Raw genomic sequence first — 26,787 nt, forward strand, 5'->3', positions numbered from 1 at the left:
CATGTCACAGCCGCCCATGCCATCGTCGCCGAAACGGACGGCGGCGGCACTTCCGCTCCCGTCGACGGCATGCGCCTGATCGTCATGGACGTCGACTCCACGCTGATCAACGAAGAGGTCATCGACATGCTTGGCGAGGAGGCCGGCGTCGGCGAACAGGTGGCGGCCATCACCGAACGTGCGATGCGCGGTGAGCTCGACTTCCGTCAGGCGCTCGCCGAACGTGTGGGACTGCTGGCTGGCATGGACGCCTCGATACTCGACCGCGTCTACCACCGCACCAGTTTCACGCCGGGCGCGCTGGATCTGGTGCGTACCGCCCATGAACGCGGCTGGAAGGTGGGCGTGGTCTCGGGCGGATTCCATGAGTTGGCTGACCGTCTGGTGGCCGCCGCCGGGATCGATCACTGTCTGGCGAACACGCTTGAGGTGGAGGACGGCAAACTCACCGGACGCCTGATCGGCGATCCCGTGACCAAGGAGACGAAGCTCGAGGCACTCCGCCGCTGGGCCGGTGAATACGGCATCGGCATGGACCACACCGTGGCGATCGGCGACGGCGCCAACGACATCCCCATGATTCAGGCGGCCGGCGTGGGCATCGCCTTCTGTGCCAAGCCCAAGACCCGTGCCGCGGCACCGTATGCGATCGACGAACGCGATCTCATGCAAGTGTTCGCCATCATCGATCAGAACTGAGACCCTTCCCACGTCACATCGCATCGTCGGCCCGGCTCTTGTCGTCCTACAGAGTTAGCGTGTCGAAGTGGACAACGATAGACGATCCGTGTGGCGTGGGTTCTCATCCGGGTTCTCATCGCAAAACAAGACTCCGTCCGTGCGCAGGGCATTGACCGAACGCCTGCTCTCACATCCCGGACGATTGTCCCTCGCATACTTTCTTGTGCTGATCACCGTCGGCACGGTATTGCTTATTCTTCCTGCGACGTCACGGAACGGGCAGTTCACCGATTTCAACACCGCGTTCTTCACCACAGTATCGGCGTTGTCCACCTGCGGCATCGTCATCGTGGATACGGCCGCGTACTGGAATCTGTTCGGACAGGCCGTGATCCTGCTCTGCATCCAGTTCGGTGGTCTTGGCGTCATGACGTTCGCATCGCTGATCACCATGACGATCAGCCGTCGCATCCGCGTCACCCAACAGCTGCTTGCCGCCGACGAACTTGGCGCATCGAAACTCAGCGAGGTGCGATCGGTGATCACCGTGGTGCTGGTCTGCACGTTCAGCGTGGAGATCATCGCCTTCAGCATGCTGTTTCCCGCCCTGCTGCGACTGAACAACGGGCAGCTGTCGCAATCCTTGTGGGAGGCGCTGTTCTTCGCCGTGGCGTCGTACAACAACGCCGGCTTCACTCCAGACACCGCCGGCCTGTATATCAACAGCTGGTCGGTCGGTCTGCCGATCCTGCTCAGCGCATTCGTCGGCACCCTCGGTTTCCCGGTGATCCTCAACGTCTTCCAGTGCGCGCATAAGCGACTCAGCCCCAAACGATGGAACCTGCACACCAAGCTGACGGTGGTGACCACGCTGTCGATCGTCACCACGTCGCTGCTGTGGTTCCTCGCCGTGGAGTGGAACAATCGGGTCCTGTTCCAGGACGCCGACCTGTCATCGAAGCTCTGGCATGCGCTGGTGGCGGCCGTCATGCCGCGCTCGGCCGGATTCGACATCTCATGGATGCCGCATGTGAGCGAGCAGACGAAACTGTTCATGTCATGGATCATGTTCGTGGGCGGCGGCTCGGCATCCACCGCCGGAGGCATTCGCGTCACCACGTTCGCCGTGCTGATCCTGGTCTGCCGTGCCGCGTTCCTGCGACGCAAGGACGATTCGGTGTTCGGCAAGCGACTGCACACACAGACCGTGATCATGTCCGTTGCCATCACGGCCACCTGCAGTGTGCTGATCTATGTGGCATCGCTGATCCTGGTCGCCATCACCGACCGTTCGCTCACCGACATCGTGTTCGAATGCTGTTCAGCGTTCGGTCTGGGCGGGTATACGCTGGGCGTGGCTAACCCGCATAATCCCGGCACCCTGTATGTGCTGGCGGCGCTGATGATCATCGGTCGACTCGGCCCGATGACGGTGGCGTACGCCATCTCCAAGCCGCAACCCCCGCAGGCGGTACGGTATCCGGCTGAAAGTATCATTGTCGGTTAGTTTTCGATAGGTGGTGACGATGATTCCCGCATTGCAGCAACTGTTCGCGCACGGAACTACGAAAGGGAAGGAACAGATGGGCGCCATGCACGGCGAAAGCCGGTCGATTCTGGTGGTTGGTCTGGGCAGATTCGGCACGGCGGCGGCCCGTACGCTGGGCGAGCTCGGCGAGGACGTGCTCGCCGTGGACAAGGACCCGATGATCGTGGCCCGTTGGTCGGGCAACGTTCCGGTGATGGAAGCCGATCTGACCGATCCGCTGGCTGTCGAGCAGATCAACGCCTCGCATTTCGACGCCGCGCTCGTGGCCATCGGCGACAGCGTCGAGGCGTCGATTCTCGCCACCGGCAATCTGCTCGACGCCGGCATTCCCGACGTGTGGGCCAAGTCGGTGTCGCATCAGCACACCCGCATCCTGCAGCGCATCGGCGCCAGTCATGTGTTCCGTCCGGAGACGGATGGCGGCAAACGTGTGGGGCACCTGTTGGCCAGTCGATTCCTCGACTACATCGAGATCGAGGGACCGTACTCGGTGGTGAAGGTGCTCACCCCCTCCTCCGTGTGCGGGCAGAGCATCGCGAACGCGCAGATCCGCGAACGGTTCGGCGTCAGCGTGATCGGCGTGAAGAATCCGGGCGAGGAGTTCCAGTACGGTTCCACCGACATCGTGATTCGTCACAACGCCGAGCTGATCATTCTCGGCGCGCAGAAGCAGATCGACCGATTCATCGAAAGCTGAACAGCTGATCCGTAGACGCCGAACCGTGTCCGTCTCAGCGTCTGCGGATCAGACTGATGAACATCTGATCGGTGCCGTGAAGATGCTCGAACAGCTGCACGTCTCCGGGGACGGCCGGCAGCGGCAGCGCGGGATTCACCGCTCGTAGCACCGCGACGGCATCCAACCGTTCGGCGTCCTTGCGCTCGGCGAGCACGGCGTCCACGATCCGTCGGGTCTCGTCAAGCGCCGGCGAGCAGGTCACATAGGCCACCACTCCCCCGGAACGCGTGGCGTCAAGCGCCGAATTCAGCAGCGCACTCTGGATCGGTGCCAGTTCGACGATGTCCTCCGGTTTCTTGCGCCAACGGGCCTCGGGCCTGCGCCGCAACGATCCCAGACCGGAACAGGGGGCATCCACCAGCACGCGGTCGAAGGCATCTGGATGATCCGCTCCGATTTCACGACCGTCGCGCTCCCACACATCGCCGATCGTGCCGTCAGGCAGAGCCCGGACGTTGTCGCGCACCAGTTTGGCACGATGAGCGCTTGGCTCGTTGGCGTTGAGCACGGCATGGCGTTGGGCGGCCAATGCGCCCAGCAGTGCGGTCTTGCCACCCGGACCGGCACACATGTCAAGCCATGTGTGGTCTCGGTCTGTACGGGCCTCGGAATCTTCTCCGCCTTCAAGAGGCGCATAGGCGAGCGCCAGCGCCGCCAGTTGGCTGCCCTCATCCTCCACACCGGCCAGTCCGGCACGCACGTAGGCGAGTCGTTCCGGATTTACGCCGTGCACACGCAACGCGTACGGGCTCCACCGTCCCGGTTCGTGTTCGGCGTTCTCGGGCAGCTGCGCGATGAGTTCGTCGCGGGACACCAGACCGGGGCGCGCCACCAGGGTGACATCGGGTGCGGCGTTGTCCGCGGCGAGCATGGCGGCGATGGGATCCGTCGTTGCATCGTGTTGCGGTTCGTAGCCGGCGACGTTCCAAGCGTTCGTCAGTTCCTTGACGATCCACGCGGGATGGGAATACCGTACGGCGAGGCGTTCCTCCGGCTGGTCCTTGTCGATGCGCGAAACCGCGATCGACTCCCACTCCTGACGATTGCGCGCCACGATCTTGTGCATGACCGCGTTGACGAATCCTGCGCTGCGTGCCCCCGCCTTCGACCGGGCCAGATCAACGCTTTTCGAGACGGCCGCATGATCGGGGACGTTCATGAACAATGCCTGGAACGCGCCGATGCGCAGTACATCGAGCACAGCGGCATCGATGTCATCCGTACGTCGTTTGGCGGCGGATGCGATCACCGCGTCGATCATGCCTCGCCATCGCTGCGTGCCGTAGACCAGTTCGGTGGCGAAGGCCCTGCCGCGCGCATCCATACCCGATGCGGCCAGAGCACGTGGCAGCAGTAGATTCACGAAACTGTCGGACGCACAGACCCGCGACGTGACATCATAGGCCACGGTTCGTGGATCGGCCGGCGGCTTGTTCGCCGGGCGACGCCGCCCGCTCCCGTTGGTCGAACGTCCCGGTCTGCGGGAATCGCGTTTGCCGGATCGCGAGACGTATTCAGGCACAGCGCGCCTCCGAACCGAGTCGGGCGCCACGGGCCCAGTCGGCCGCTCGCATGGCCTTCTTGCCTTGGGCCTTGACCTCGAGCAGTTCCAGCGGCGTGGTGGCGGTGCCAACCCATACGTTGCGCTTGCCGGCCTTGAGTTCGCCGGGAGCAAGATCCGTGGGAACGTTGGGCGCGTCGCCGGACGGCACGGCGGCGAGGATATGCAGCGTCGACGGTTCCGCATCGGTCGCCGCGTCCGCCGTGAACAGGCACCAGGCACCCGGATCGGGCGTACAGGCACGGATCTGCCGGTCGATGGTCTCCACCGGGGCGTCGAAGGTCACATGGGCGTCGTCGGTGCGGATCTTGTCGGCGACGGTCACGCCGTCCACGGCCTGTTCAATGGGCCGGGCGGTGCCATCGGCGACGGAACGCATGGCCTCCACCAGCAGCGGAGCCCCACTGACCGCCATACGGCTCAGCAGTTCACCGGATGTTTCACGATCGCCGATATCGGTATGGTTCTGCAGTAGGATCGGGCCTTCATCCATGCCGAGCGTGATACGGAACACGGTGGCGCCGGTGCTCGGCTGGCCGGACCAGACGGCCCGCTGTGCGGGAGCGGCGCCACGCCACTGCGGCAGCAGCGAGAAATGCAGGTTGTACCAGCCCTTGGGCAATGCGTCGAGGACGTTCTGCGGCAGAATGCGACCGTAGGCCACCACGGCGGCGGCCTCGACGTTCAACGCGGCGAGCTCGTCCACGAATCCCTCGTCGCGCGGATTGCCGTCGATCACCGGAATGCCGAGCTCCTGCGCCGCCACCTTGACGGGGCTGGGCGTCAGTCGCCGGCCACGGCCACGCGGGGCGTCGGGACGGGTGAGCACGCACGCCACCTCGATGCCGTCGGCGTCCGCAAGTGCCTTCAACGACGGCACGGCAACTTCGGGAGTGCCACAGAACAGAATCCTCAATACATTGGTCCTTTCGATATTTCGTTATTGTCGTCATTCTCATTATTCAGTTGGGTAGGGTAATGCGTTGGGCAGGCTCACGTCATGTGGACTCACATCGGATTGCGTGAGCCCGGCCCGTCACTGCACCGGGGGAATGTTCACACCGTTCTCGATGAGCAGTTCGCGCAGCTTGCAAGGATCGGAGAACCGCACGCCTCGGATGCCGGCCTCGTTGGCCCCCACGATGTTCATGGCCTTGTCATCGATGAACACGCTGCCTTCGGCGGTGATACCGAACTCCTCCAACGCCTTCTCGTAGATGTCGCGATGCGGCTTGCGCATCTTCACGAATCCGGAGACGACCTTGCCGTCGAGCGCGCGAATGATGTCGCACTGCTCCTCGGCCACATGGAACAGGCTCGCCTCCCAGTTCGACAGACCCCATACGCCCAATCCGGCGGCCTTGAGATCATTGACCAGTACGCGGGCACCCGGTACGACGCCGGTAAGCGAGTCGCGGAAGTTGTCGACGTAGTAGCGCAGAATATCGGCCCACTTGTCGCCATGCGTGGAACGCATCCAATCGATCGCCGTCTCCGGGGATTCACCGCCGTCCATCATGTCATTCGCATCGTAGAAGCCGGATACGTCGTTATCGAGGAACTCGTCGATGGTCCGCTGACTGTAGCGGGGCAGCAGCACCGCTTCCGGATGCCAATAGATCAGTACATTGCCGAAGTCGAAGATCACGTTTTCGATCGGCTTGCCCATCGCGCCGGCGGCGTTGCCATTCCCCACCAGCACGTCATATTCCATTTGCGGTTCTCCAGGCCAACCCTTCATGACGACTCCTTGTCCCGTGTCATAGTTCCATAGATCATGTCGGATGTGATTGCCTCAACCATCGAAACACGCCGCACGGACGACGACACGGCCCACAATGGCCAGCATCGGCCAGCACGGCTCCATGACATTCCACGGCACGCCGCACCACGATCGTCAGCCGTATCGGCGCGACCATGACGCCACGGTCAGAGCACATCCTTGGGATTAATCCTGAACCGCAGCTCCCCACCGGTACGGGACGCCACATGCTTGGCCACCGCGGTACGCAACCGTTCCGCCAACTCGCCGCTGCGCCCCCGAGGCACGCGGACCAATGCCCGCACACGGTCGGTCACGCCGTCAAGCTGACGACGCAACCCGGGTTCGGGAGGGATCTCCACCGGGCCGAGCACGGACGGATAGTCATCCTCGCCACCGTCTGCTTCGTCGACTGACGGAACGCTGATCACGGACAAGTCACCGGTCAACGCTCCGATACGGTCCAGCAGGGTCATCACGGCCTTGCGATCGCCCCACACCACGGCCGCCGATACACTGGGCGGCAATACGGTCTCCGTGCGTTCCGCCACTTCCCGGGATGCGAGAATGCGTGAATCCCAGACCACCAACGACTGTGCAAGCGCGGGATCGGATTCACCGATCAGCATCACCTGACCGCCGATCGTACGCGGCACGCATAAGGCGGCGGCACGCATCCACGCCGTCAACGCGTCCACGCGCGCGTCGATGCCCGGCGCGTACAGGCTGGTCCACGCATCAAGAATCGCCACGGCCTGATAGCCGTTGGTCTCCGACGCCATGCCGCGGATGGGCATCACCCGAGGTTCGGCCCCGGGCGTGGCGATGACGATCTGCGGCTTGTACGCCACGTCCTCGATGATGCCACGCGGCTGATTCGGCGTGGAAATCATAACCGGTACGCCGCGAAACAGTCCCTGCAGCTCCTGCATGGTGCCTTCCGCGTCCACGCGCACGCCGTACAGTCGTTCGCCGCCGCATTCCCGACACCGCCAGTGCACCGCCGCAGCCCCGCACCACAGACATTGCGGAGCCGCGTCGGTCATGCCACGCAACGGGCCGGAGCATCGGCGGCACCGCGCCTGACGCCGGCACCGGGAGCAGGCGAGCACCGTGCCCGCACCACGATGCGGAACGGACAGCAGCACGGGACCGCCTTTGTTCAGCGCACGGTTGATGACGCCCACCGCCACGTGAGGCATGCGGGCACCGATGGCCGGCTCGGCGAGACGTGTCAGTTCCTCACGGTTGAGCCACCGGATCCACGGCGTCAGATCCTTGGCCGCCGCACGGTTGGCGGTCACCTCCACCACGCTGGAATCATGATCGACGTCCCATTGACTTTGCGGACTGCGCGCATGACCGGCCACCAGCAACGTGCCGCCATGCGCCTGAGCCCGCAGACGCAGCACGTCGCGGGCGTTCGCATAGGGCATGAGGCCGTCGGCGTTCTGATATGCGGCATCGTCGACGATGGCGAACAGCGCGTTGCCCTCCACCGGCGCGTACATGGCCGCGCGCACGCCGATCACGCATCGCACCGCGCCCGACGCGACGGCCATATACGAGCGGTATCGCAGTTCCGGGGCCATGGACGCGCCGAGTGTCGCCACATCACCCGACCATACGCCGTTGCCGCTTGACGATGGCGCGTAGGGACGAAGTCCATAGGCGGCGAGACACCGGGACAGGTCGGCGACATGACGCATATCGGGCAGCACCACGACCGCCGAGCGGCCACGCATCAGCGTATGGGCGACCGCCCATGCTAGGTCCCTGGCCCACAACCGAGGGCCGGGAAGATTGTCCCAGACCACTTGGGCATAAGAATGGCAGTACAACGCCTGTACAAGCGCGTGGGCAGATGAGTAGCTGGATTCGATGCGGGACAGCCCCTTGAGCACCGGCTCGGCGAGCATGGTCTCCAGTTCCGCGCATCGGGCGGAGACCGCCTTGTCCCCCGGCGACCATTCACGGTCGACCTTGGCGCTGCGCGGCGGGACCGCCACGCGGATGATATTGGCACGCGTGCCGCCGAAGGCATCGGCCACACGGGTGATGTCCTGCCGCATCTGACCGGACAGCACCACACGTGGGGATACCACGCGCTCGAGGAATCGCAGCGAGGATGTGGGGGTATCGCTGGTGGAGGCACGTTCCCAGATGAACCCGTCAATCAGCTTATGGCCGAACCGCACACGCACACGCACGCCGGGTCTGGCGTCCGCGTCCTGCCGCTCATCGATCAGATAGTCGAATGTCCGTCCCAGATGTGTGGCCTGCACGTCGATGATCACCCGTGCGATGGGATCATGCGACGCCGGCGTCTTCTCCGCCGGGGCACGCTTGCGCCTGCGCCGCGGTGCAAGACCGTCGAGCGCCGGCTGTTCGGCATGCGTCCCCGTCATTCCTCCAACGTATCACGCGCGTCCCGGGAAGACGGGATGCGGACAACGAAAAATCGGTCCGTGTGCATCATCCGGTTGTTACCGGCGATGCACACGGACCGATTCGAACGGTTACCGCACGATCACACGATCACATATCGCGCGCAATCGCACACGATCACGCAATCGCACGATCGATCATCAGATGGCGGCCTTGAGTTCCTCCACCTTGTTGATCTCCTCCCACGGGAACTGCACGTCCTTGCGGCCGAAGTGACCGTAGGCGGCGGTCTTCTCGTAGATCGGGCGCTTGAGGTCGAGTTCGTCGATGATGGCGGCGGGACGCAGGTCGAACACCTTGCGCACAGCCTGTTGGATCTGTTCGCGGGTCACTCCGCCGATCTCGGTGCCGAAGGTCTCCACGTTGATGGAGACAGGGTCGGCCACACCGATCGCGTACGCCACCTGCACCTCGACGCGGTGCGCAAGGCCGGCGGCCACGATGTTCTTGGCCACCCAACGGGTCGCATAGGCAGCGGAACGGTCCACCTTGGACGGGTCCTTGCCGCTGAACGCGCCGCCGCCGTGGTGGGCTGCACCGCCGTAGGTGTCGACGATGATCTTGCGTCCGGTCAGACCGGCATCGGCGGCGGGACCGCCCAGCACGAAGGAACCGGTGGGGTTGACGAGCTGACGGTAGTCGTCATGCTTCACGGTGTCGTCGAGCACATCGTTCAGTACGGGGTCGATCACGTGCTCCTTGAGCTGGCCGCGCAGCCACTCCTGGGTGACTTCTGGATCATGCTGGGTGGAGATGAGCACGGTGTCCACACGCAGCGGATGATCGTTCTCATCATATTCGATGGTCACCTGGGTCTTGCCATCCGGACGCAGGTGCGGCACCTCGCCGGACTTGCGCACCTCGGTCAGACGGAAGGCGAGACGGTGGGCCAGATACACAGGCAGCGGCATGAGCACGTCGGTTTCGTCGGTGGCATATCCGAACATCACGCCCTGATCGCCGGCGCCCTGAGCCTCGTAGCGCTCCTCGCGGCTGGCCGCGGACTCCTGCTCGGTGTTGAGACGGGCCACGCCCTGGTTGATTTCGGCGCTCTGGCCGGTGATGGCGACGATCACGCCGCACGAGTCGGCGTCAAGACCGACTTCGGAGGAGGTGTAGCCGATGCGACGCAGGACCTCGCGCACCTTGGACTGCACGTCCACATAGCCTTCGGAAGTCACCTCGCCGAATACGAGGAACACGCCCGTGGCGGCCGAGGTCTCGACGGCGACATGGGACTGGGAATCCTGACGCAGCAGATCGTCGAGGATCTCATCGGAAATCTGGTCGCAGACCTTGTCGGGATGGCCTTCGGTCACCGATTCGGCGGAGATGAGCTTGCGCTCCTGATTGGACATATCATTCCTTTCCGGACTTATCGCCCCGCTCAACGGCGAAGCACAATGATACGGTTCTGTTTTCTGATATTTGGAGGAAGGCTGTAAAAAAGGGCTCGTGCCCGCCCGATCGGATGGATCGGGTGGCGCGAGCCCTCAGTTCGTTCGCTCCTGACGTTCAGTTCTACACTTCGCCCACTTGTTCGGCAAGTGCGTCGTGAATATTCATATGAATATTCAGCTCACTGCGTTATCGACAGTCGACTATCGACGGACAAATCGTCGGATAGACGGATAGGGAGTGTCGCAGCGAAACCGTAACGAATGACGATCGAATGGGAATGAACGGAAATCAAACGGTGGCCGGAATGATCCGGGATGATAGGAAGATCGGACGGGGATCAGTTGCCCTCGTTCAGATCGTCCTCACCGAGCGTCTCCTCGAGAAGACCGTTGTTGATCTCGCGGAAGGCGATGGACAGCGGCTTCTCCTGGTTCTGGTATTCCACCAGCGGGCCGACGTTCTGCAGCAGGCCTTCATTGAGCTGGGTGAAATAGGAGTTGATCTGACGTGCGCGCTTCGCGGCGAAGATGGCGAGCGCGTACTTGGAGTCGGCGTGCTGCATCAGATCGTCGATGGGCGGGTCTGCAAGTCCCTGAGGTTCCGGGCTGGTACCAAGTGCCATTGGTTCTCCAAATCTTGAATATATGTGAAAGTACTTTCCTAGGCGAGTGGATTTTACCCCAAACGGTCCGTTTTGTGAAGACCTATTGTGAAAATCCTTCCATATATCGACATTAGCATGCCTCTACGTTGGTCCCGAATGGTTGAATGGGAGCCATGACAGAAATGCGATCCGCAAAACTCATGAATGGGCGCGTATTTGCTGGTGCCCGTGCTCTCTATCGCGCCGCCGGTGTCGACGGCAAGGACTTCGGAAAGCCGATTGTGGCCATTGCGAACTCCTTCGACGAATTCCTTCCCGGCCATGTTCACCTGAACAAGGTGGGCCGTCTGGTTTCCGAGGCCATCAAGCAGGCGGGCGGCATCCCCCGCGAATTCAATACCATGGCCGTCGACGACGGCATCGCCATGGGGCATACCGGCATGCTGTACTCGCTGCCGAGCCGTGACATCATCGCCGACACGGTCGAGTATCAGGTCAACGCCCATTGCGCCGACGCTCTGATCTGCATCCCTAACTGTGACAAGGTCGTTCCGGGCATGCTGATGGCGGCTCTGCGACTGAACATCCCCACCATCTTCGTCTCCGGCGGCCCGATGGAGGCCGGCACCACGGTGCTCGCCGATGGCACCGTGAAGAAGAACACCGATCTGATCTCCGTGATGTACGCGTCCGCCGACGACAACGTCTCCGAGGAGGATCTGCTCAACTATGAGAAGACCGTGTGCCCCACCTGCGGCTCCTGCGCCGGTATGTTCACCGCCAACTCGATGAACTGCCTGACGGAGGCCATCGGTCTGGCACTGCCGGGCAACGGCACCGTGCTCGCCTCCCACAAGTACCGCAAGGAACTGTTCGAGAAGGCCGGCCGTGAGATCGTGCACATCGCCAACCGCTACTACCACGAGGACGATGACTCGGTGCTGCCGCGTTCCATCGCCACCAAGCACGCGTTCGAGAACGCCATGACCATGGATGTGGCCATGGGTGGTTCCACCAACACCGTGCTGCACATTCTCGCCATGGCGCAGTCCGCCGACGTGGACTTCACGCTTGACGACATCGAGCGCATCAGCCACACCGTGCCGTGCATCTGCAAGGCCAGCCCGTCCGGCAAGTGGGAGATCTCCGACGTGCATCGCGCCGGCGGCATCACCGGCATTCTCGGCGAGCTCGATCGCGCCGGCAAGCTGCACCGCGACACCCATTCCGTCGATTACCCGTCGCTCGAGGCCAAGCTCGACGCGTGGGACATCATGCGCCCCACCTGCATCGACGAGGCCAAGCGTCTGTTCCATGCCGCTCCGGGTCATATCATCTCCCCCGAGCCGTGGACACATGAGACGACGTTCGACACGCTGGACACCGATCGTGAGAACGGTGCCATTCATGACATCAACCATCCGGAGATCCACGAGGGTGGTCTGGCCGTGCTGCGCGGCAACCTTGCCCCCGACGGCTGCGTGGTGAAGACCGCCGGCGTGCCGGAGGAGATCTGGAAGTTCCGCGGACCGGCTTTGGTGGTCGAGTCCCAAGAGCAGGCCATCGAGGTCATTCTGAACGACACTCTGAAGCCTGGCATGGCTCTGGTGATCCGCTACGAGGGCCCGAAGGGCGGCCCGGGCATGCAGGAGATGCTGTACCCGACGTCGTTCGTCAAGGGCAAGGGCATCGGCAAGCAGGTGGCCATGCTCACCGACGGCCGCTACTCCGGCGGCTCCTCGGGTCTGGCAATCGGCCATATCGCTCCTGAGGCCGCGAACAAGGGCCCGATCGCACTGATCAAGAACGGCGATATCATCAACATCGATATTGAGAACCGTCAGGCGAACGTGGAGCTGTCCGACGAGGAGCTGGCTCAGCGTCGCGCCGAGCTAGAGGCCGGCGACGGCTATGTGGCCCACCGCGACCGTAAGGTGTCGCAGGCGCTCAAGGCCTACGCCGCGTTCGCGCGTTCCGCCGACAAGGGCGCCACGCGTGACCCGGAGCTGATCAACAAGCTTTCCGGTCTGGCGTGATCTCGGGATTGATCCCGCGTAATCACGTAATCGCGTAGGCGATAGAGCATCGACTGGCGGGAGGGTCCCGCCTCCGAAGCTCTGTGCAATGAGGGTGGTTCACCGTTTGCCGGTGGGCCACCCTCATTGTCGTATTGGGGCAGTTGTCGATTGGGTAGTGCCGTATTGAGCAGTCTGTTGCGATACGGAAAATCCATAGGAAAACGTGGGAGTTGAGCAAAAGCCTTATCCTCACATACCGTGTCGCGCCATTGCTATCACAGACATCCCGACGAGCCGCCAACCAAATCGTCAATCACACCTCGACACGCACAACAAATGAACATCCCCACCTTCCGACTGTCGGTTTCCGTCGTCCATCCAGCGGTCGGCGAAGGTGATGTCGAACGCATTCAATGTGGGCCTTCGCCGTCCATTGTCCATCCCACTCTGCTTGTGGAATCCAGCGATATGAATCAAGACAGGCATTGTTGAGTGTGGCCTGTTTATTGGGGAAGTGTCCATACGCCTATCCACATGTCGGATATCAGAACCAATTACACGCTTCTCAACCCAAACGATCCCAGTTCGTTTTTTGGGTGGGGAGTAAGTTCTCTGTTTTCTCAGTGGGAAAGCCTGGGTATGAAGGGACAGACATGGCAGAGAATACTAAATTGGACTGTCTGGTCGTTCTCTGCCAGCGGCTGTGGCAGAGAACGCGAAATTATGCCATCTTGCCATTTTCTGCCACGAAAATCGTCCGTTGTGGCCAGATGCCGATGCGACGATGTCCACTATTCGATACTTTTGCAGTGGTTATGGACAGCGGTGGGCACTATACTCCGATCGATCCGTGGCAGGGAACGCAATATGATGTCAAATTCGCGTTGTCTGCCAAGATGCGTGGCAAAGAATGACGATTCGTTGACTGATTAGCTTCTCTGCCAAGATTGTGTGGCAAAGAATGATGAATCATCCTATTTTTGTGTTCTCTGCCGGAAGCCATGGCAGAGAACACATATTGAGCCTCGCTGATCATTCTCTGCCACGCGACGCTCACATACTGGAACCATGTCCATGGCATGGGTATGTATCCCTATCGTCTGAGCCTTATGCCTCATTCCGGACGCTCGACCCCAGCTCAGGTCACGCGTGATGGTCGTTCTGCTACGAATCCGAGGGCGTGACGGTCTAGAGACATGTGAGGAGATCGAGGAACCGTAAACACGGTTTCATATATGCGTTATATATGCTCTGGTGTTTGGCCTAATCCTGCCGCAGGCGTTGCTGTGGTGATATTTGTGTGGACGTCTCTGATTGATCCCCGATTGCATTCGTATTGACTCGGGCTCCCGTCGATACAAGATCATTGCGGATGCCCAACACGAGACCCCACGCCCCCACTACGCCCCCAAATCAACGCGTGATGCGTGCGGCATCGCCACGGCAGAACATGAAGGCGTATACCAATACGTCAAATGTCCCAACTCGGGACTACGCCACACCCCACTACGCCCCCAAATCAACGCGTGATGCGTGCGGCATCGTCGTGGCGGAATGCGAAGGCGTATATCAATACGTCGAGTATTCCGCCACGGCGATGACGCTCCATCACGCGTTGATTTGGTATTCGCGGGCGATGAGGGTCCACAGCTCCTCCGCCGCTTGTTCGACGGTGGTGTTGGTGATGGTGACGTCGAATTCGGATTCGGCGGCGAGTTCGACTTTGGCGGTTTCGAGGCGTCGGGCCTGCTGGGCGGGGGTTTCGGTGCCACGGCCGATGAGGCGGCGCTTGAGTTCGTCGAAGCTGGGGGGTGCGAGGAAGACGTAGAGGACGTCGAGGCCGAGTTCGGGGGCGCGCTGTTTGACACGGCGTGCGCCTTGGAGGTCGATTTCGAGGATGGTGGGGGTGTTGGAGGCGAGGTGGTCAAGGACGGGCTGGAGGAGGGTGCCGTAGTGGGCCATGCCGTGGACGACGGCGGTTTCGAGGAATTCGCCGGCGGCTTCTTTGGCTTGGAATTCCTGTTCGGTGAGGAACCAGTAGTTGATGCCGTTGCGTTCACCGGGTCGGGGTGCACGGGTGGTGGCGGAGACGGAGACCCAGATGTCGGGATGCTGTTCGCGGAGTTTGGCTTCGACGGTGCCTTTGCCAACGGCGGTGGGTCCGGTGAGAACGATGAGTCGTCGGGGGGATGCGGGGGTGGGCATGGTTCTTCTCTCTTTCTAGGTGGGATGGGTTGGGACGACTGCACCCGGCTCCCCGCATGAAGGTGCGGGAGGCCGGGTGCGGATATGAAAAGAGTTCAGAGGTTGGTGGGGCGGCTGTTGATCTTGAAACGATCATCGTCGCCGAGGATGTCGTTGCCACGGGCTGCGGGTTTTGCCGGCTGCGTGGGGACGTATCGGGTGGATTTGACCTCGGTGGTGGGGGTGGAATGCTGGGCGGGCTGCGGCAGAGGCTTGATGTGCACCTAGGGAGCGGTGCCGTCGGCGAGGTGGGCGGCGCTGAGGGCCGGGTCGAGTCCAGGGTACTTGGGTTCGGGTTCTACGGCCTGCTCCTTATCGCCTTCCTCCATGGCTTCGTAGAGTGCCTGACGAACGTCGATGGCGATGGCCTCGGTGGCCGCGGAGAGATCGGCTATTTCAGGGCCCTTGGAGGAGATGGACCGGGAGACGGTGACGAGCACGTTGCCTTTGGTGCCTTTGAAGACAGTCTTGAGGTCCTTGGCTTCAGCACCCTGCCATCCGTAGCCGGGAGACAGGATCGGTCCGGTGAAGACGGAGGGATCGACACCGCTGGTCTTCATCCACTGGCCGATGGTGGCACCGATGATGAGGCCGACCGATCCCATGCCTTCCACGCCTTCATTGAAGTTCTGGGCGGCGTGGGCGACACCGTAGGCCACGGTCTGGCCGGGGAAGTCACCGCGCTGGCGGATTGCGGACTGGAGGGAGATGCCTTCGGTGTTGGATGTGACGGATGCGACGAATACTCCCCTGCCGTTTTCAAGGGCTTCGCCGACCAGATTGGTCAGGGAACGGAAGCCGTAGTACGGCAGCAGGGTGATGGCATCGGCCATCATGGGGGCATCGGGTTTGAGATAGGCGTCGGCGAGGGCCGACACGGTGGTGGGCAGACCGCCGCGCAGGCAGTCGACGATGGTGATGACGCCCATCTGGCGGGCGGCGAAGAGCGCACGCTCGAGCGCGGCGAATCCCTTGGATCCGTAGCGCTCGAACATGGGCATCTGGAATTTCACGGCTGCGGAACGGCCTTGAGCGGCCTGCAGCATGCGCATGGCGAATAACTCGGCACCTTTCGCATCGACGTTATAGCCCCATTTGGCGAGGAGCTTGCGATGCGGATCGATGCCGACGCACAGAGGTCCATACATGTCCATGGACGCCTTGAGTCGTTTACCGAATTCCGAACGTTGGACGATAGTCTGGGCCTCTGCTGCTGTCATTTGAGTTCGCGCCTTTCCAGTTCGAACAGCTGCTGAGCATGTTCCTGAATGCTCAGAATCTGATAATCCTGCTTCTTTACTGCCTCGATCGCCAGCAGCACCGCCGAGAACTCAGTGATGGTGGTGAACTGCGGGAGATCGGCGGCGATGGCAGCCGCACGAATGGAGTATCCATCCGAACGGGAGCCACGCGAGTTGGGGGTGTTCAGCACCATGTCGATCTTGCCCTCTTCGATGAGCTCGACGACATTCTTTCCGGTGCTGCCTTCGGCATGACGCACCTTGGTCTCGTCGGAATCGAGACGTCCGGTGATCTTGTCGACAATATTGGATTCGATGCCGTAGCGACGCAGCACGGATGCGGTGCCTTCGGTGGCCCAGATATGGAATCCAAGCTCGACCAGACGTACAGCCATCAGCGGCAGCTGACGCTTGTCGGTATCGTTGACCGAGATGAACACGTTGCCGCTGGTCGGCAGGCCACCGTCGTAGGCAGCGAGCTGGCTCTTGGCGAACGCGTGCGGGAAGTCACGGTCGAAGCCCATGACCTCACCGGTGGAACGCATCTCAGGTCCGAGAAGGATATCAACGGTCTTACCGACCGGCGTGCGGAAGCGCTTGAACGGCAGCACGGACTCCTTGACGGCGACCGGCTGTCCACGACGCACGTCACCACCGTCGCCGTGAGGCAGCAGCAGACCGTTGGCACGCTGATCGGCGATGGTCTCGCCGGCCATGATGCGAGCCGCGGCCTTGGCCAGCGGGGTGCCGGTGGCCTTGGACGCGAACGGCACGGTACGGGATGCACGGGGGTTGGCCTCGATCACGTACAGGGTGTTCGACATGAATGCGTACTGCACGTTGACCAGACCGCGCACGTTGCAGCCGCGGGAGATGGCCAGCGTGGCCTCGCGCAGACGACGGATCTGATCGTCGGACAGCGTGCTCGGAGGAAGTGTGCATGCGGCGTCGCCGGAGTGGACACCGGCCTCCTCCACGTGCTCCATGATGCCGCCGATGTACAGTTCCTCGCCGTCGAACAGGGCGTCGACGTCGATTTCGATGGCGTCGGACAGGAACTTGTCGATGAGCAACGGGGACGGCAGACGACCGGAGACGACCATGTCGGCCTTGGCTTCGTCGAGGGCGCGAGCCACGTACTTATGCAGCTGGGCGTCGTCGTACACGATCTCCATGCCGCGGCCACCGAGCACGTAGCTCGGACGAACCAGCACCGGGTAGCCGATGTTGTTGGCGGCTTCCTGTGCCTCTTCGAGGCTCAGCGCGGTACCGTAACGCGGTGCGTTGAGGCCTTCCTTGCGCAGCACTTCACCAAAGAGCTCACGGTTCTCGGCAAGATCGATGGATTCCGGCGTGGTACCGAGGATCGGAACGCCGGCGGCCTTGAGTCGGGCCGCAAGCGACAGCGGCGTCTGACCGCCGAGCTGCACGATCACACCCTTGATCGGGCCCATTTCCTTCTCGGCCTCGTAGATCTCGAGCACATCCTCGAAGGTGAGGGGCTCGAAGTACAGGCGATCGGACATGTCGTAGTCGGTGGACACGGTCTCAGGATTGCAGTTCACCATGATGGTGTCGTAATCCTTGCCGAGCTCCTGCACGGCGTGCACACAGGTGTAGTCGAACTCGATGCCCTGACCGATGCGGTTCGGGCCGGAGCCGAGGATGATCACGGCCTCGCGGTCGCGCGGACGGAGTTCGGACTCGTCGGCGTAGCAGCTGTAGTAGTACGGCGTGACGGCGTCGAACTCGGCGGCGCAGGTATCCACGGTCTTGTACACGGGGTGCAGACCGTAGGTCCAGCGAAGCTCACGAATGGTGTTCTCGCCTTCGTCGCCCAGACCACGCAGGTGTGCGATCTGCACGTCGGACAGACCGGCCTTCTTGCCCTTCTTCAGCAGTGCCGGGGTGAGGGTCTTGGCGGCCTTGATCTCAAGCGCGGTCTGGTCGATCAGCAGGAGCTGAGCGATGAACCACGGATCGATCTTGGTTGCCTCAAAGATCTGCTCGGCGCTGGCACCGCCCCAGATGGCACGCTGCACCTGCTGGTAGCGGTGCTCGGTCGGCACCTTGATCTTTTCAAGCAGATCGGCGACCTCGGCGGCGTCCGGCTTCTCGCCGTCCCAGCTGAAGGCCATGTGACGCTTGTCGATGGAGCGCATGGCCTTGCCCAGGGACTCCTGGAAGTTGCCGCCGAGGGCCATGGCCTCGCCGACGGACTTCATGGAGGTGGTGAGGCGCTGCTCGGCGCCGGGGAACTTCTCGAACGCGAAGCGCGGCACCTTGGTGACCACGTAGTCGATGGTCGGCTCGAAGCTGGCCGGCGTGGACTGCGTGATGTCGTTGCGAATCTCATCAAGCGTGTAGCCGAGTGCCAGCTTGGTGGCGATCTTGGCGATCGGGAAGCCGGTGGCCTTGGACGCCAGGGCGGAGGAACGGCTCACGCGCGGGTTCATTTCGATGACGATGATGCGGCCGGTCTCGGGGTGCACGGCGAACTGGATGTTGCAGCCACCGGTATCCACGCCCACACCACGGATGATGGCGATGCCGATGTCACGCAGCTTCTGGTATTCACGATCGGTGAGAGTGAAGCACGGAGCCACGGTGATCGAGTCACCGGTGTGCACGCCGACGGGGTCCACGTTCTCGATCGGGCAGACGACGACCACATTGTCCTTGCGGTCGCGCATGAGCTCGAGCTCGAATTCCTTCCAGCCTTCGATGCCTTCCTCGATCAGCACCTCGTCCGTGGGCGAGTAGTGGATGCCTGCGCCGGCGATGCGGTGCAGCTCCTCCTCGTCGTGGGCGATGCCGGAACCGAGACCACCCATGGTGAAGCTCGGGCGCACGACCAGCGGGTAGCCAAGCGTGTCGGCGATGCGGTCGCACTCCTCAAGGGAGTGCGCGATGAAGGATCGCGCGGATTCGGCACCGGCCTCGTCCACGACCTTCTTGAAGAGCTCACGGTCCTCGCCACGGTCGATGGCCTCCAAGGAGGCACCGATCAGTTCGACGTTGTACTTCTTGAGCACGCCGGCCTCGCCGAGCGCCATGGCGGCGTTCAGGGCCGTCTGTCCACCCAGGGTGGGCAGCAGGGCGTCGGGGCGTTCCTTGGCGATAATCTTCTCGAGGATCGGAACGCTGATCGGCTCGATGTACGTGGCGTCGGCCATTTCCGGATCGGTCATGATGGTGGCCGGGTTGGAATTCACCAGAATCACACGGATGCCCTCTTCACGAAGCACGCGGCATGCCTGCGTTCCGGAATAATCGAACTCCGCGGCCTGGCCGATGACGATCGGGCCGGAACCGATGACCATTACGGAGTGAATATCGGTGCGCTTAGGCATTGACACTACCTTCCTTGGAATCCTTGTGATTGAGCATGAGATCGACGAAGCGATCAAACAGATACGACGCGTCGTGCGGGCCGGCGGCGGCCTCGGGATGATACTGCACGGAGAACGCCGGAATGTCGAGGCATTCGAGGCCTTCGACAACATCGTCGTTCAGATCGACGTGGCTGACACGGGCCTTGCCATAGTGGCCGTTGTCGTACGGGGTGACGATGGTTTCACCGATCGGTGCGTCGACGGCGAAGCCATGGTTGTGGGCGGTGACCTCCACCTTGCCGGTGGTCAGGTCCTTGACCGGCTGGTTGATGCCGCGGTGTCCGAACTTGAGCTTGTACGTGCCGAAACCGAGTGCGCGGCCCAGCAGCTGGTTGCCGAAGCAGATGCCGAAGAACGGATAGCCGGCGTCGAGCACCTTGCGCAGCAGGTCCACGGTGTCGTCGGCGGTGGACGGATCGCCGGGGCCGTTGGAGAAGAAGACACCGGTGGGGTTCATAGCCTGAATCTGCTCGAACGTGGTGGTCATCGGCACGACATGAACGCGGCAACCGCGCTCAGCCAGACGATGCGGTGTCATGGACTTGATGCCAAGGTCCACGGCGACGACGGTGGCCAGAGGATCCTTGCCTTCGAATTCGCCGGTGGGCTCCACGGTGTAGGTCTCCTTGGTGGAGACTTCCGGTCCGAGGTTCGCGCCGCTCATGGTGGGCTGTGCGGCCACCTTGGCAAGCAGTACGTCGACCGGAACGATCTTGCCCGACTCGTCGGTCAGGGCGTCGCCGGAGAAGATGCCGGCGCGCATCACGCCTGCCGAACGCAGGTGACGGACCAGCTTGCGGGTGTCGATATCGCAGATGCCGACGATGTGCTCCGCCTGCAGATCATCATCGAGGCTGCCGGTGGCGCGCCAGTTGCTCACCACCGGGCTGGGGTCACGCACCACATAACCAGACACCCAGATACGTGAGGACTCGGGATCCTCACGGTTCACGCCGGTATCACCGATGTGGGGGAATGTTTGGACGACGATCTGACGATCATAACTCGGGTCGGTCAGCGTTTCCTGGTAGCCGGTCATGCCCGTGGCGAAAACGATCTCGCCAAAGGTCTCGCCGACGGCTCCATATGGCTGGCCGACGTAGACCTGCCCATCCTCGAGGACGAGAACGGCATTCGTTGCATCATAGCTACCCACGGCAGTGGGCTCGGACTCGTTGAGGCTCACTAAATCCCCCTTAACAGCGGATTATCTCTGAAATCACCATACCCACGGGCGTGGATATAGGCGATGTTCAGTCATTGACGTTTTCTTGATTTTCTTCGGATTTCGCGGCCACTGCGGTCAGCAGGCCGTGAATGAAGTTGGGCGATTCGGCGTCGCACAGCGTCTTCGCGAGCGATAGCGCCTCATCGATGGCCACACCTGCGGGGACCTCGTCGTTGTAGACGATCTCCCACGCGGCGATGCGCATGATGTTGCGGTCGACCACCGGCATACGGGAGACCTTCCAGCTGGTGGAGCACTCCCCTAGCAGCTGGTCGATGTCCTTGCGGTGTTCGGCAACGCCACGCACGATCTCGATGGCGTACTCGGGCAGCGGCGTCTGTGCGCCGGGGTGTTCGATGCGCTCAGCAAGAAGGGACAGGATGTCCTGTCCCTTCTCGTCGGCTTCATACAACGTATTCAGAGCCCTTTTGCGGGCGGTGGAACGTGCCATGAAGGTATGATCCCCTTACGATCAGTTCTCGCGACCGAGGTAGGAACCGTCGCGGGTGTCGACCTTGATCTTCTCGCCCTCGTTGATGAACAGTGGAACCTGAACCTCTGCACCGGTCTCGACGGTGGCGGGCTTGGTGCCGGCGTTGGAACGGTTGCCCTGCAGACCGGGCTCGGTGTGCGTCACGGTCAGCACGACGGAGGCGGGCAGTTCCACGCTCAGCGGGGTGCCATCGTGGAAGGACACGATGCAGTCGGTGCCTTCCAGCAGGAACTTGGAGTCGACAAGGTCACGCGGGATCATGATCTGATCGTAGGATTCCATATCCATGAAGACGAAGTTGTCACCGTCCTCGTAGGAGTACTGCAGCGTGCGGTTGTCGACGGTCTCGAACTGAATCTTCATACCGGCGTTGAAGGTCTTGTCGACGATCTTGCCCGACAGCACGTTCTTGATGGTGGTACGCACGAAGGCGGGGCCCTTGCCCGGCTTGACGTGCTGGAACTTGATGACGGTCCACAGCTGGCCGTCGAGGTTCAGTACGGAACCGTTCTTGATGTCATTGGTAGTCTGTGCCACGTTCACTCACCTATTTCATATTGATTACAGTGGAGCTTAAAATAGCCTTGGCTATTATGTCATACCGTCTATACAGGTATGTTCATGCTCCGTTCATATATTTGCTTTTATATAAGAAAATGCCTCGGACCCAATGGATCCGAGGCATTTTCTATTGCGCTAGTTCAAGCGTGTCGATCCGTCTGAAAAAATCAGTCGAGGATCTTGGTGACACGGCCCGAGCCGACGGTGTGGCCACCCTCGCGCACAGCGAAGGTCAGGCCTTCCTCCATAGCGATCGGCTGGATCAGCTCGACCGTGAAGGTGGCGTGATCGCCGGGCTGGACCATCTCGACGCCTTCCGGCAGGGTGATGACGCCGGTGACGTCGGTGGTGCGGAAGTAGAACTGCGGACGGTAGTTGGAGAAGAACGGCGAGTGACGGCCGCCCTCATCCTTGGTCAGCACGTAAACTTCGCCCTCAAACTTGGTGTGCGGGGTGACGGAGCCCGGAGCGGCCACGACCTGGCCACGCTCCACGTCGGTACGACCGAGACCACGGAGCAGCAGACCGGTGTTGTCGCCGGCCTCGCACTCGTCCATCTGCTTGTGGAAGGTCTCGATGGAGGTGACGGTGGTGTTCTGGGTCGGACGGATACCAACGATCTCGACCGGGGTGTTGATGGCGAGCTTACCACGCTCCACACGACCGGTGACAACGGTACCACGGCCGGAGATGGTGAAGACGTCCTCGATCGGCATCAGGAACGGCTTGTCGAGGTCGTGGACCGGGGTCGGGATGTACTCATCGACAGCGTCCATGAGCTTCTTGATCTGCTCAACCCACTTCTCGTGGTCCGGAGCGTCGTCGTGCAGAGCGCCGTAGGCGGACACGTGGATGACCGGGCAGTCACGATCGAAGCCGTTCTCCTCGAGGAGGTCACGGACCTCTTCCTCGACGAGCTCGATGAGCTCCTCATCGTCGACCATATCGCACTTGTTCAGGGCGACCAGGATCTTCGGCACACCAACCTGACGGGCGAGCAGCACGTGCTCGCGGGTCTGGGCCATCGGGCCGTCGGTGGCGGCCACAACGAGGATGGCACCATCCATCTGGGCAGCACCGGTGATCATGTTCTTCACGAAGTCGGCGTGGCCCGGGCAGTCGACGTGAGCGTAGTGACGCTTCGCGGTCTGGTACTCGATGTGGGAGATGTTGATGGTAATACCACGAGCAGCCTCTTCCGGAGCGGAATCGATCTGGTTGAAGCCGTACTCCGGGTTGATGTCCGGGAACTCCTCGTGCAGCACCTTGGAGATGGCGGCGGTCAGAGTGGTCTTACCGTGATCGACGTGGCCGATGGTACCAATGTTAACGTGCGGCTTAGTACGCTCGTACTTTTCCTTTGCCATGTGTTTTTGTCCTCCTGGACGTCTCGTAGTTTGCCTGTGCAAACCATGCACAAGACACTCTCGACATATTACTGGGTTTTTTGGATTTACGCCACTATATGCGCCTGTCGCCCCAGCGAACAGTAGAAATTCTACTGTCCGCCGAAGACGAAACGGCGCATGGCGTGGCGCTGATCACCGATCGTTGCCGACCGGCGATCACAGCGTGGCTCACTCGCCGCGCTGGGCCTTGATGATCTCATCCGAGACGCTCTTCGGCACCTCGGCATAGGAGTCCATCTGCATGGTGAACATGGCGCGGCCCTGGGTCTTGGAACGCAGGTCGCCGATGTAGCCGAACATCTCGCTCAGCGGCACCTTGGCGTCGATGACCTTGACGCCGGCGGCGTCGGTCATGGACTGGATGTTGCCACGACGCTGGTTCAAATCGCCGATGACGTCGCCCATGTACTCCTCAGGAGTACGAACCTCGACGGCCATGATGGGCTCGAGGATGACGGGCTTGGCCTTCGGAGCAGCCTCCTTGAACGCCATGGAACCGGCGATCTTGAAGGCCATTTCAGAGGAATCGACCGGGTGCATGGCACCGTCGGTGACGGTTGCCTTGACACCCACGACCGGGAAGCCGGCGAGCACACCGGATTCCATGGCTTCCTTGACGCCGTCCTCGATCGGCTTGATGAACTCGCCCGAGATGTGGCCACCGGTGACGGTGTTCTCGAACTGGAAGGTCTCGCCGGCCTCGGTGTCGAGCGGCTCGAAGTTCATCAGGACCTTTGCGAACTGGCCGGAACCACCGGTCTGCTTCTTGTGGGTGTATTCCTGGTTCATGACGGCCTTGCGGATGGTCTCGCGGTAGGCCACCTGCGGCTTGCCCTGGTTGCACTCCACCTTGAACTCGCGACGCATACGGTCGACGATGATGTCGAGCTGGAGCTCACCCATGCCGGAGATCAGGGTCTGGCCGGACTCTTCGTCGGTCTTCACCTGGAAGGTCGGATCCTCTTCGGAGAGCTTCGCCAGAGCGATGCCCATCTTCTCCTGATCGGCCTTGGTCTTCGGCTCCACGGCCACCTCGATCACAGGATCGGGGAAGGTCATGGAATCGAGGGTGATCGGGTTGGCCAGATCGCACAGGGTGTCACCGGTGGTGACGTTCTTCAGGCCCACGAAGGTGTAGATGTTACCGGCGGTCGCGGAGTCCATCGGGTTTTCCTTATCGGCGTGCATCTGGAAGATCTTGCCGATGCGCTCCTTCTTCTCGCGGGTGGAGTCGAGCACGGAATCACCCTGCTTGACCTCGCCGGAGTAGACACGCACGAACACCAGCTTGCCGTAGAACGGGTGGGTGGAGATCTTGAAGACCAGTGCGGAGAACGGTTCCTCCTTGGTGGGCTTGCGGTCGATCTCGACGGACTCGTCACCGGGCTTGAAGCCCTTGATGGCCGGCACGTCCTCGGGGGACGGCAGGTAGTCGATGACGGCGTCCAGCATCGGCTGCACACCCTTGTCCTTGAAGGCGGAACCGCAGAACACCGGGAAGGCCTCACGGTTGATGGTGAGCTTGCGCACGGCAGCACGGATCTCGTCCTTGGTGATCTCCTCGCCGCCGAAGTACTTCTCCATCAGCGCATCGTCGGTCTCGGCAACGGTCTCAAGGAGCTGGGTGTGGTACTGCTCAGCCTTCTCCTTGTACTCGTCCGGAATCGGGTCCATGTTGTAGTGGGCACCGAGCTCGTCGCCGGTGTTCCAGTCGTAGGCCTTCATCTCAACGAGGTCGATGACGCCGGTGAAATCGTTTTCGGCACCCATCGGGATCTGCATGACGAGCGGGTTGGCGCCCAGCTTCTCCTTGATGGTGTCCACCGAGTAGTAGAAGTTGGCACCCAGCTTGTCCATCTTGTTGATGAAGCAGATACGCGGGACGGAGTACTTATCGGCCTGACGCCACACGGTCTCGGACTGCGGCTCCACACCTTCCTTGCCATCGAACACGGCAACGGCACCATCGAGCACGCGCAGGGAGCGCTCCACCTCGGCCGTGAAGTCCACGTGGCCAGGGGTATCGATGATGTTGATCTGGAACTTGTCCTCGGTGTCGTGGGTCTGGCGGTTCCAGAAGCAGGTGGTAGCAGCGGACTGAATGGTGATACCGCGCTCCTGCTCCTGAGCCATGAAGTCCATCGTCGCGGCGCCATCGTGCACCTCGCCGATCTTGTAGTTCACGCCGGTGTAATAGAGGATACGTTCCGTCGTCGTGGTCTTACCGGCATCGATGTGAGCCATGATGCCGATGTTGCGAACCTTGTGCAGGTCCGAAAGCACCTCTTGTGCCATGGGTATTCCTTAACTCTTATCCGAACGAAATTACCAGCGGTAATGAGCGAAGGCCTTGTTAGCCTCTGCCATCTTATGAGTATCCTCGCGACGCTTGACAGAAGCACCGAGGCCGTTGGAGGCATCGAGGATCTCGTTGGCCAGACGCTCGGCCATGGTCTTCTCACGACGGGCGCGGGAGAAGTCGGTCAGCCAGCGCAGCGACAGGGTGTTGGCGCGGTTCGGCTTGACCTCGACCGGCACCTGGTAGGTGGCGCCACCGACTCGGCGGGAACGCACCTCGAGGGACGGACGAATGTTGTCCAGAGCGCGCTTCAGCACGGAAACGGGCTCCTGGTCGGTCTTCTCCTTGACGATATCGAGCGCGGAGTACACGATGTTCTCGGCGATCGACTTCTTGCCGTCGAGCAGAATCTTGTTGATGAGCTGAGCAACCACCGTCGAACCGTAGATCGGATCGGGCAGGAGCTGGTGCTTCTTAGCGGGTCCTTTACGTGACATTTCTCTTACTTCGCCTTCTTTGCTCCGTACAGGGAACGACCCTGCTTGCGGTCCTTGACACCCTGGGTATCGAGCGCGCCACGCACGATGTGGTAACGCACACCCGGCAGATCCTTCACACGGCCGCCGCGCACGAGCACGATGGAGTGCTCCTGCAGGTTGTGGCCCTCGCCCGGAATGTAGGCGGTGACTTCGATGCCGGAGGAAAGGCGCACACGGGCGACCTTACGCAGTGCCGAGTTCGGCTTCTTCGGGGTGGTGGTGTAGACACGGGTGCACACGCCGCGACGCAGCGGGCTGCCCTTCAGCGCCAAGGTCTTCGACTTCTTGGGCTTCGGCTGACGTCCCTTACGGACGAGCTGTTCAATCGTAGGCAACTTAAGTTCTCCGATTCACATGGATTACTGTTCTTCTGTGGAGCCGCCACGCCGCGGCATGAAGACACGTTCCATGAATCGGAAAGTCGTATCAGCCACAGTCCACCGGCCCGATGGCCCTTCATCCTCAACTCGCCGTTACCGGTTCGTTTCCGTGGAATCCGGGATGTCCCACTCGAACGCAGCCCTAACATATGCCGCGTTAATGGCACACACAAATATTGACTATATCACAAGGCACGACTTTGCGACACGCCGAGTATCCGGGTCATCGCATCGT

General features: G+C 61.7%; 21 protein-coding genes and 1 pseudogene. 5 read left to right on the forward strand and 17 right to left on the reverse strand.

Translation table 11 applies throughout. From position 1 onward, the window contains the following. Window positions 1–69: 69 nt before the first annotated feature. The 3 genes from serB to EP30_RS04085 all read left to right on the forward strand — a co-directional run bounded on the left by serB (window position 70) and on the right by EP30_RS04085 (window position 2,927). Entirely contained in the window at window positions 70–699 is a 630-nt protein-coding gene (gene serB, locus EP30_RS04075) for a phosphoserine phosphatase SerB (protein WP_258185361.1), read from the forward strand. 139 nt (window positions 700–838) lie between these two features. Beyond that, the gene (locus tag EP30_RS04080) at window positions 839–2,188 is read left to right on the forward strand and encodes a TrkH family potassium uptake protein (protein WP_258185356.1); all 1,350 of its coding nucleotides are present in this window, start codon (window positions 839–841) and stop codon (window positions 2,186–2,188) included. Window positions 2,189–2,264: 76 nt separating this feature from the next. Further along, window positions 2,265–2,927: a potassium channel family protein gene (locus EP30_RS04085; RefSeq protein ID WP_375137734.1), complete on the forward strand. Its 663-nt coding sequence runs from the start codon at window positions 2,265–2,267 to the stop codon at window positions 2,925–2,927. A gap of 34 nt (window positions 2,928–2,961) precedes the next feature. Here the strand turns inward: EP30_RS04085 and EP30_RS04090 are convergent, their stop codons facing one another. From EP30_RS04090 to rpoZ, 6 genes are all read right to left on the reverse strand, one after another. After that, window positions 2,962–4,491, reverse strand: a complete 1,530-nt coding sequence (locus tag EP30_RS04090; RefSeq protein WP_140556383.1) for an RsmB/NOP family class I SAM-dependent RNA methyltransferase — start codon at window positions 4,489–4,491, stop codon at window positions 2,962–2,964. Next, complete coding sequence (gene fmt / locus EP30_RS04095) at window positions 4,484–5,464, reverse strand: methionyl-tRNA formyltransferase (RefSeq protein WP_140556385.1); 981 nt, start codon at window positions 5,462–5,464, stop codon at window positions 4,484–4,486. Before fmt ends, EP30_RS04090 begins: the two co-directional genes overlap by 8 nt. Window positions 5,465–5,566: 102 nt before the next feature. After that, window positions 5,567–6,271, reverse strand: a complete 705-nt coding sequence (locus EP30_RS04100; RefSeq protein ID WP_140556387.1) for an HAD family phosphatase — start codon at window positions 6,269–6,271, stop codon at window positions 5,567–5,569. Between the two features lie 188 nt (window positions 6,272–6,459). Beyond that, window positions 6,460–8,700: a primosomal protein N' gene (locus EP30_RS04105; RefSeq protein WP_140556389.1), complete on the reverse strand. Its 2,241-nt coding sequence runs from the start codon at window positions 8,698–8,700 to the stop codon at window positions 6,460–6,462. Between the two features lie 180 nt (window positions 8,701–8,880). Continuing rightward, window positions 8,881–10,098 (reverse strand): methionine adenosyltransferase, encoded by a 1,218-nt coding sequence (gene metK, locus EP30_RS04110; RefSeq protein WP_140556392.1) that lies wholly within the window; start codon window positions 10,096–10,098, stop codon window positions 8,881–8,883. A gap of 380 nt (window positions 10,099–10,478) precedes the next feature. Beyond that, window positions 10,479–10,763 (reverse strand): DNA-directed RNA polymerase subunit omega, encoded by a 285-nt coding sequence (gene rpoZ / locus EP30_RS04115; protein WP_093960326.1) that lies wholly within the window; start codon window positions 10,761–10,763, stop codon window positions 10,479–10,481. A 155-nt stretch (window positions 10,764–10,918) separates the two neighbouring features. On the opposite strand from rpoZ, the gene ilvD reads away from it, so the two are divergent. Together ilvD and EP30_RS04125 are read left to right on the forward strand one after the other, a co-directional pair. Next, a complete protein-coding gene (gene ilvD, locus EP30_RS04120) occupies window positions 10,919–12,781 on the forward strand; it encodes a dihydroxy-acid dehydratase (protein WP_140556394.1) in 1,863 nt (620 codons plus the stop codon). A gap of 635 nt (window positions 12,782–13,416) precedes the next feature. Further along, window positions 13,417–13,677, forward strand: a complete 261-nt coding sequence (locus EP30_RS04125; protein WP_140556397.1) for a hypothetical protein — start codon at window positions 13,417–13,419, stop codon at window positions 13,675–13,677. A gap of 694 nt (window positions 13,678–14,371) precedes the next feature. On the opposite strand, the gene gmk is transcribed toward EP30_RS04125, so the two are convergent. From gmk to rpsL, 11 genes and pseudogenes are all read right to left on the reverse strand, one after another. After that, the gene (gene gmk, locus EP30_RS04130; RefSeq protein ID WP_094662794.1) at window positions 14,372–14,968 is read right to left on the reverse strand and encodes a guanylate kinase; all 597 of its coding nucleotides are present in this window, start codon (window positions 14,966–14,968) and stop codon (window positions 14,372–14,374) included. A 95-nt stretch (window positions 14,969–15,063) separates the two neighbouring features. Further along, window positions 15,064–15,231 carry a hypothetical protein gene (locus EP30_RS10855; RefSeq protein WP_181160782.1) on the reverse strand — a complete coding sequence of 56 codons (168 nt, stop codon included), beginning with the start codon at window positions 15,229–15,231 and terminating at the stop codon, window positions 15,064–15,066. An 81-nt stretch (window positions 15,232–15,312) separates the two neighbouring features. Beyond that, window positions 15,313–16,161, reverse strand: a pseudogene (gene pyrF, locus EP30_RS04135) (orotidine-5'-phosphate decarboxylase); the annotation flags it as partial. A gap of 62 nt (window positions 16,162–16,223) precedes the next feature. Then, window positions 16,224–19,601, reverse strand: a complete 3,378-nt coding sequence (gene carB / locus EP30_RS04140) for a carbamoyl-phosphate synthase large subunit (protein WP_140556401.1) — start codon at window positions 19,599–19,601, stop codon at window positions 16,224–16,226. Further along, window positions 19,594–20,829: a glutamine-hydrolyzing carbamoyl-phosphate synthase small subunit gene (gene carA, locus EP30_RS04145; RefSeq protein WP_245819257.1), complete on the reverse strand. Its 1,236-nt coding sequence runs from the start codon at window positions 20,827–20,829 to the stop codon at window positions 19,594–19,596. Before carA ends, carB begins: the two co-directional genes overlap by 8 nt. Window positions 20,830–20,896: 67 nt before the next feature. Then, window positions 20,897–21,322 (reverse strand): transcription antitermination factor NusB, encoded by a 426-nt coding sequence (gene nusB, locus EP30_RS04150; protein ID WP_094662800.1) that lies wholly within the window; start codon window positions 21,320–21,322, stop codon window positions 20,897–20,899. 21 nt (window positions 21,323–21,343) lie between these two features. Then, window positions 21,344–21,901, reverse strand: coding sequence for an elongation factor P (gene efp / locus EP30_RS04155; protein WP_094663098.1), 558 nt, complete (start codon window positions 21,899–21,901; stop codon window positions 21,344–21,346). A 191-nt stretch (window positions 21,902–22,092) separates the two neighbouring features. Beyond that, the gene (tuf, locus tag EP30_RS04160) at window positions 22,093–23,292 is read right to left on the reverse strand and encodes an elongation factor Tu (RefSeq protein WP_140556403.1); all 1,200 of its coding nucleotides are present in this window, start codon (window positions 23,290–23,292) and stop codon (window positions 22,093–22,095) included. Window positions 23,293–23,502: 210 nt separating this feature from the next. Continuing rightward, window positions 23,503–25,629 (reverse strand): elongation factor G, encoded by a 2,127-nt coding sequence (gene fusA, locus EP30_RS04170; RefSeq protein ID WP_140556409.1) that lies wholly within the window; start codon window positions 25,627–25,629, stop codon window positions 23,503–23,505. A 30-nt stretch (window positions 25,630–25,659) separates the two neighbouring features. After that, window positions 25,660–26,130 carry a 30S ribosomal protein S7 gene (gene rpsG, locus EP30_RS04175; RefSeq protein ID WP_093960335.1) on the reverse strand — a complete coding sequence of 157 codons (471 nt, stop codon included), beginning with the start codon at window positions 26,128–26,130 and terminating at the stop codon, window positions 25,660–25,662. Window positions 26,131–26,135: 5 nt separating this feature from the next. Continuing rightward, window positions 26,136–26,507 (reverse strand): 30S ribosomal protein S12, encoded by a 372-nt coding sequence (rpsL, locus tag EP30_RS04180; protein ID WP_093960336.1) that lies wholly within the window; start codon window positions 26,505–26,507, stop codon window positions 26,136–26,138. Window positions 26,508–26,787 lie beyond the last annotated feature (280 nt).

The sequence above is a fragment of the Bifidobacterium sp. UTCIF-39 genome (genome assembly GCF_006408715.1).
Taxonomy (GTDB): domain Bacteria; phylum Actinomycetota; class Actinomycetes; order Actinomycetales; family Bifidobacteriaceae; genus Galliscardovia; species Galliscardovia tissieri.

Bases quoted from the DNA above. Each gene is read 5' to 3' on its own strand.
- serB (WP_258185361.1), top strand. From the start codon at position 70: ATGCGCCTGATCGTCATGGACGTCGACTCCACGCTGATCAACGAAGAG.
- EP30_RS04085 (WP_375137734.1), top strand. From the start codon at position 2,265: ATGGGCGCCATGCACGGCGAAAGCCGGTCGATTCTGGTGGTTGGTCTG.
- EP30_RS04100 (WP_140556387.1), bottom strand. From the start codon at position 6,271: ATGAAGGGTTGGCCTGGAGAACCGCAAATGGAATATGACGTGCTGGTG.
- EP30_RS04105 (WP_140556389.1), bottom strand. From the start codon at position 8,700: ATGACGGGGACGCATGCCGAACAGCCGGCGCTCGACGGTCTTGCACCG.
- metK (WP_140556392.1), bottom strand. From the start codon at position 10,098: ATGTCCAATCAGGAGCGCAAGCTCATCTCCGCCGAATCGGTGACCGAA.
- rpoZ (WP_093960326.1), bottom strand. From the start codon at position 10,763: ATGGCACTTGGTACCAGCCCGGAACCTCAGGGACTTGCAGACCCGCCC.
- ilvD (WP_140556394.1), top strand. From the start codon at position 10,919: ATGACAGAAATGCGATCCGCAAAACTCATGAATGGGCGCGTATTTGCT.
- EP30_RS04125 (WP_140556397.1), top strand. From the start codon at position 13,417: ATGGCAGAGAATACTAAATTGGACTGTCTGGTCGTTCTCTGCCAGCGG.
- gmk (WP_094662794.1), bottom strand. From the start codon at position 14,968: ATGCCCACCCCCGCATCCCCCCGACGACTCATCGTTCTCACCGGACCC.
- carB (WP_140556401.1), bottom strand. From the start codon at position 19,601: ATGCCTAAGCGCACCGATATTCACTCCGTAATGGTCATCGGTTCCGGC.
- nusB (WP_094662800.1), bottom strand. From the start codon at position 21,322: ATGGCACGTTCCACCGCCCGCAAAAGGGCTCTGAATACGTTGTATGAA.
- tuf (WP_140556403.1), bottom strand. From the start codon at position 23,292: ATGGCAAAGGAAAAGTACGAGCGTACTAAGCCGCACGTTAACATTGGT.
- fusA (WP_140556409.1), bottom strand. From the start codon at position 25,629: ATGGCACAAGAGGTGCTTTCGGACCTGCACAAGGTTCGCAACATCGGC.
- rpsG (WP_093960335.1), bottom strand. From the start codon at position 26,130: ATGTCACGTAAAGGACCCGCTAAGAAGCACCAGCTCCTGCCCGATCCG.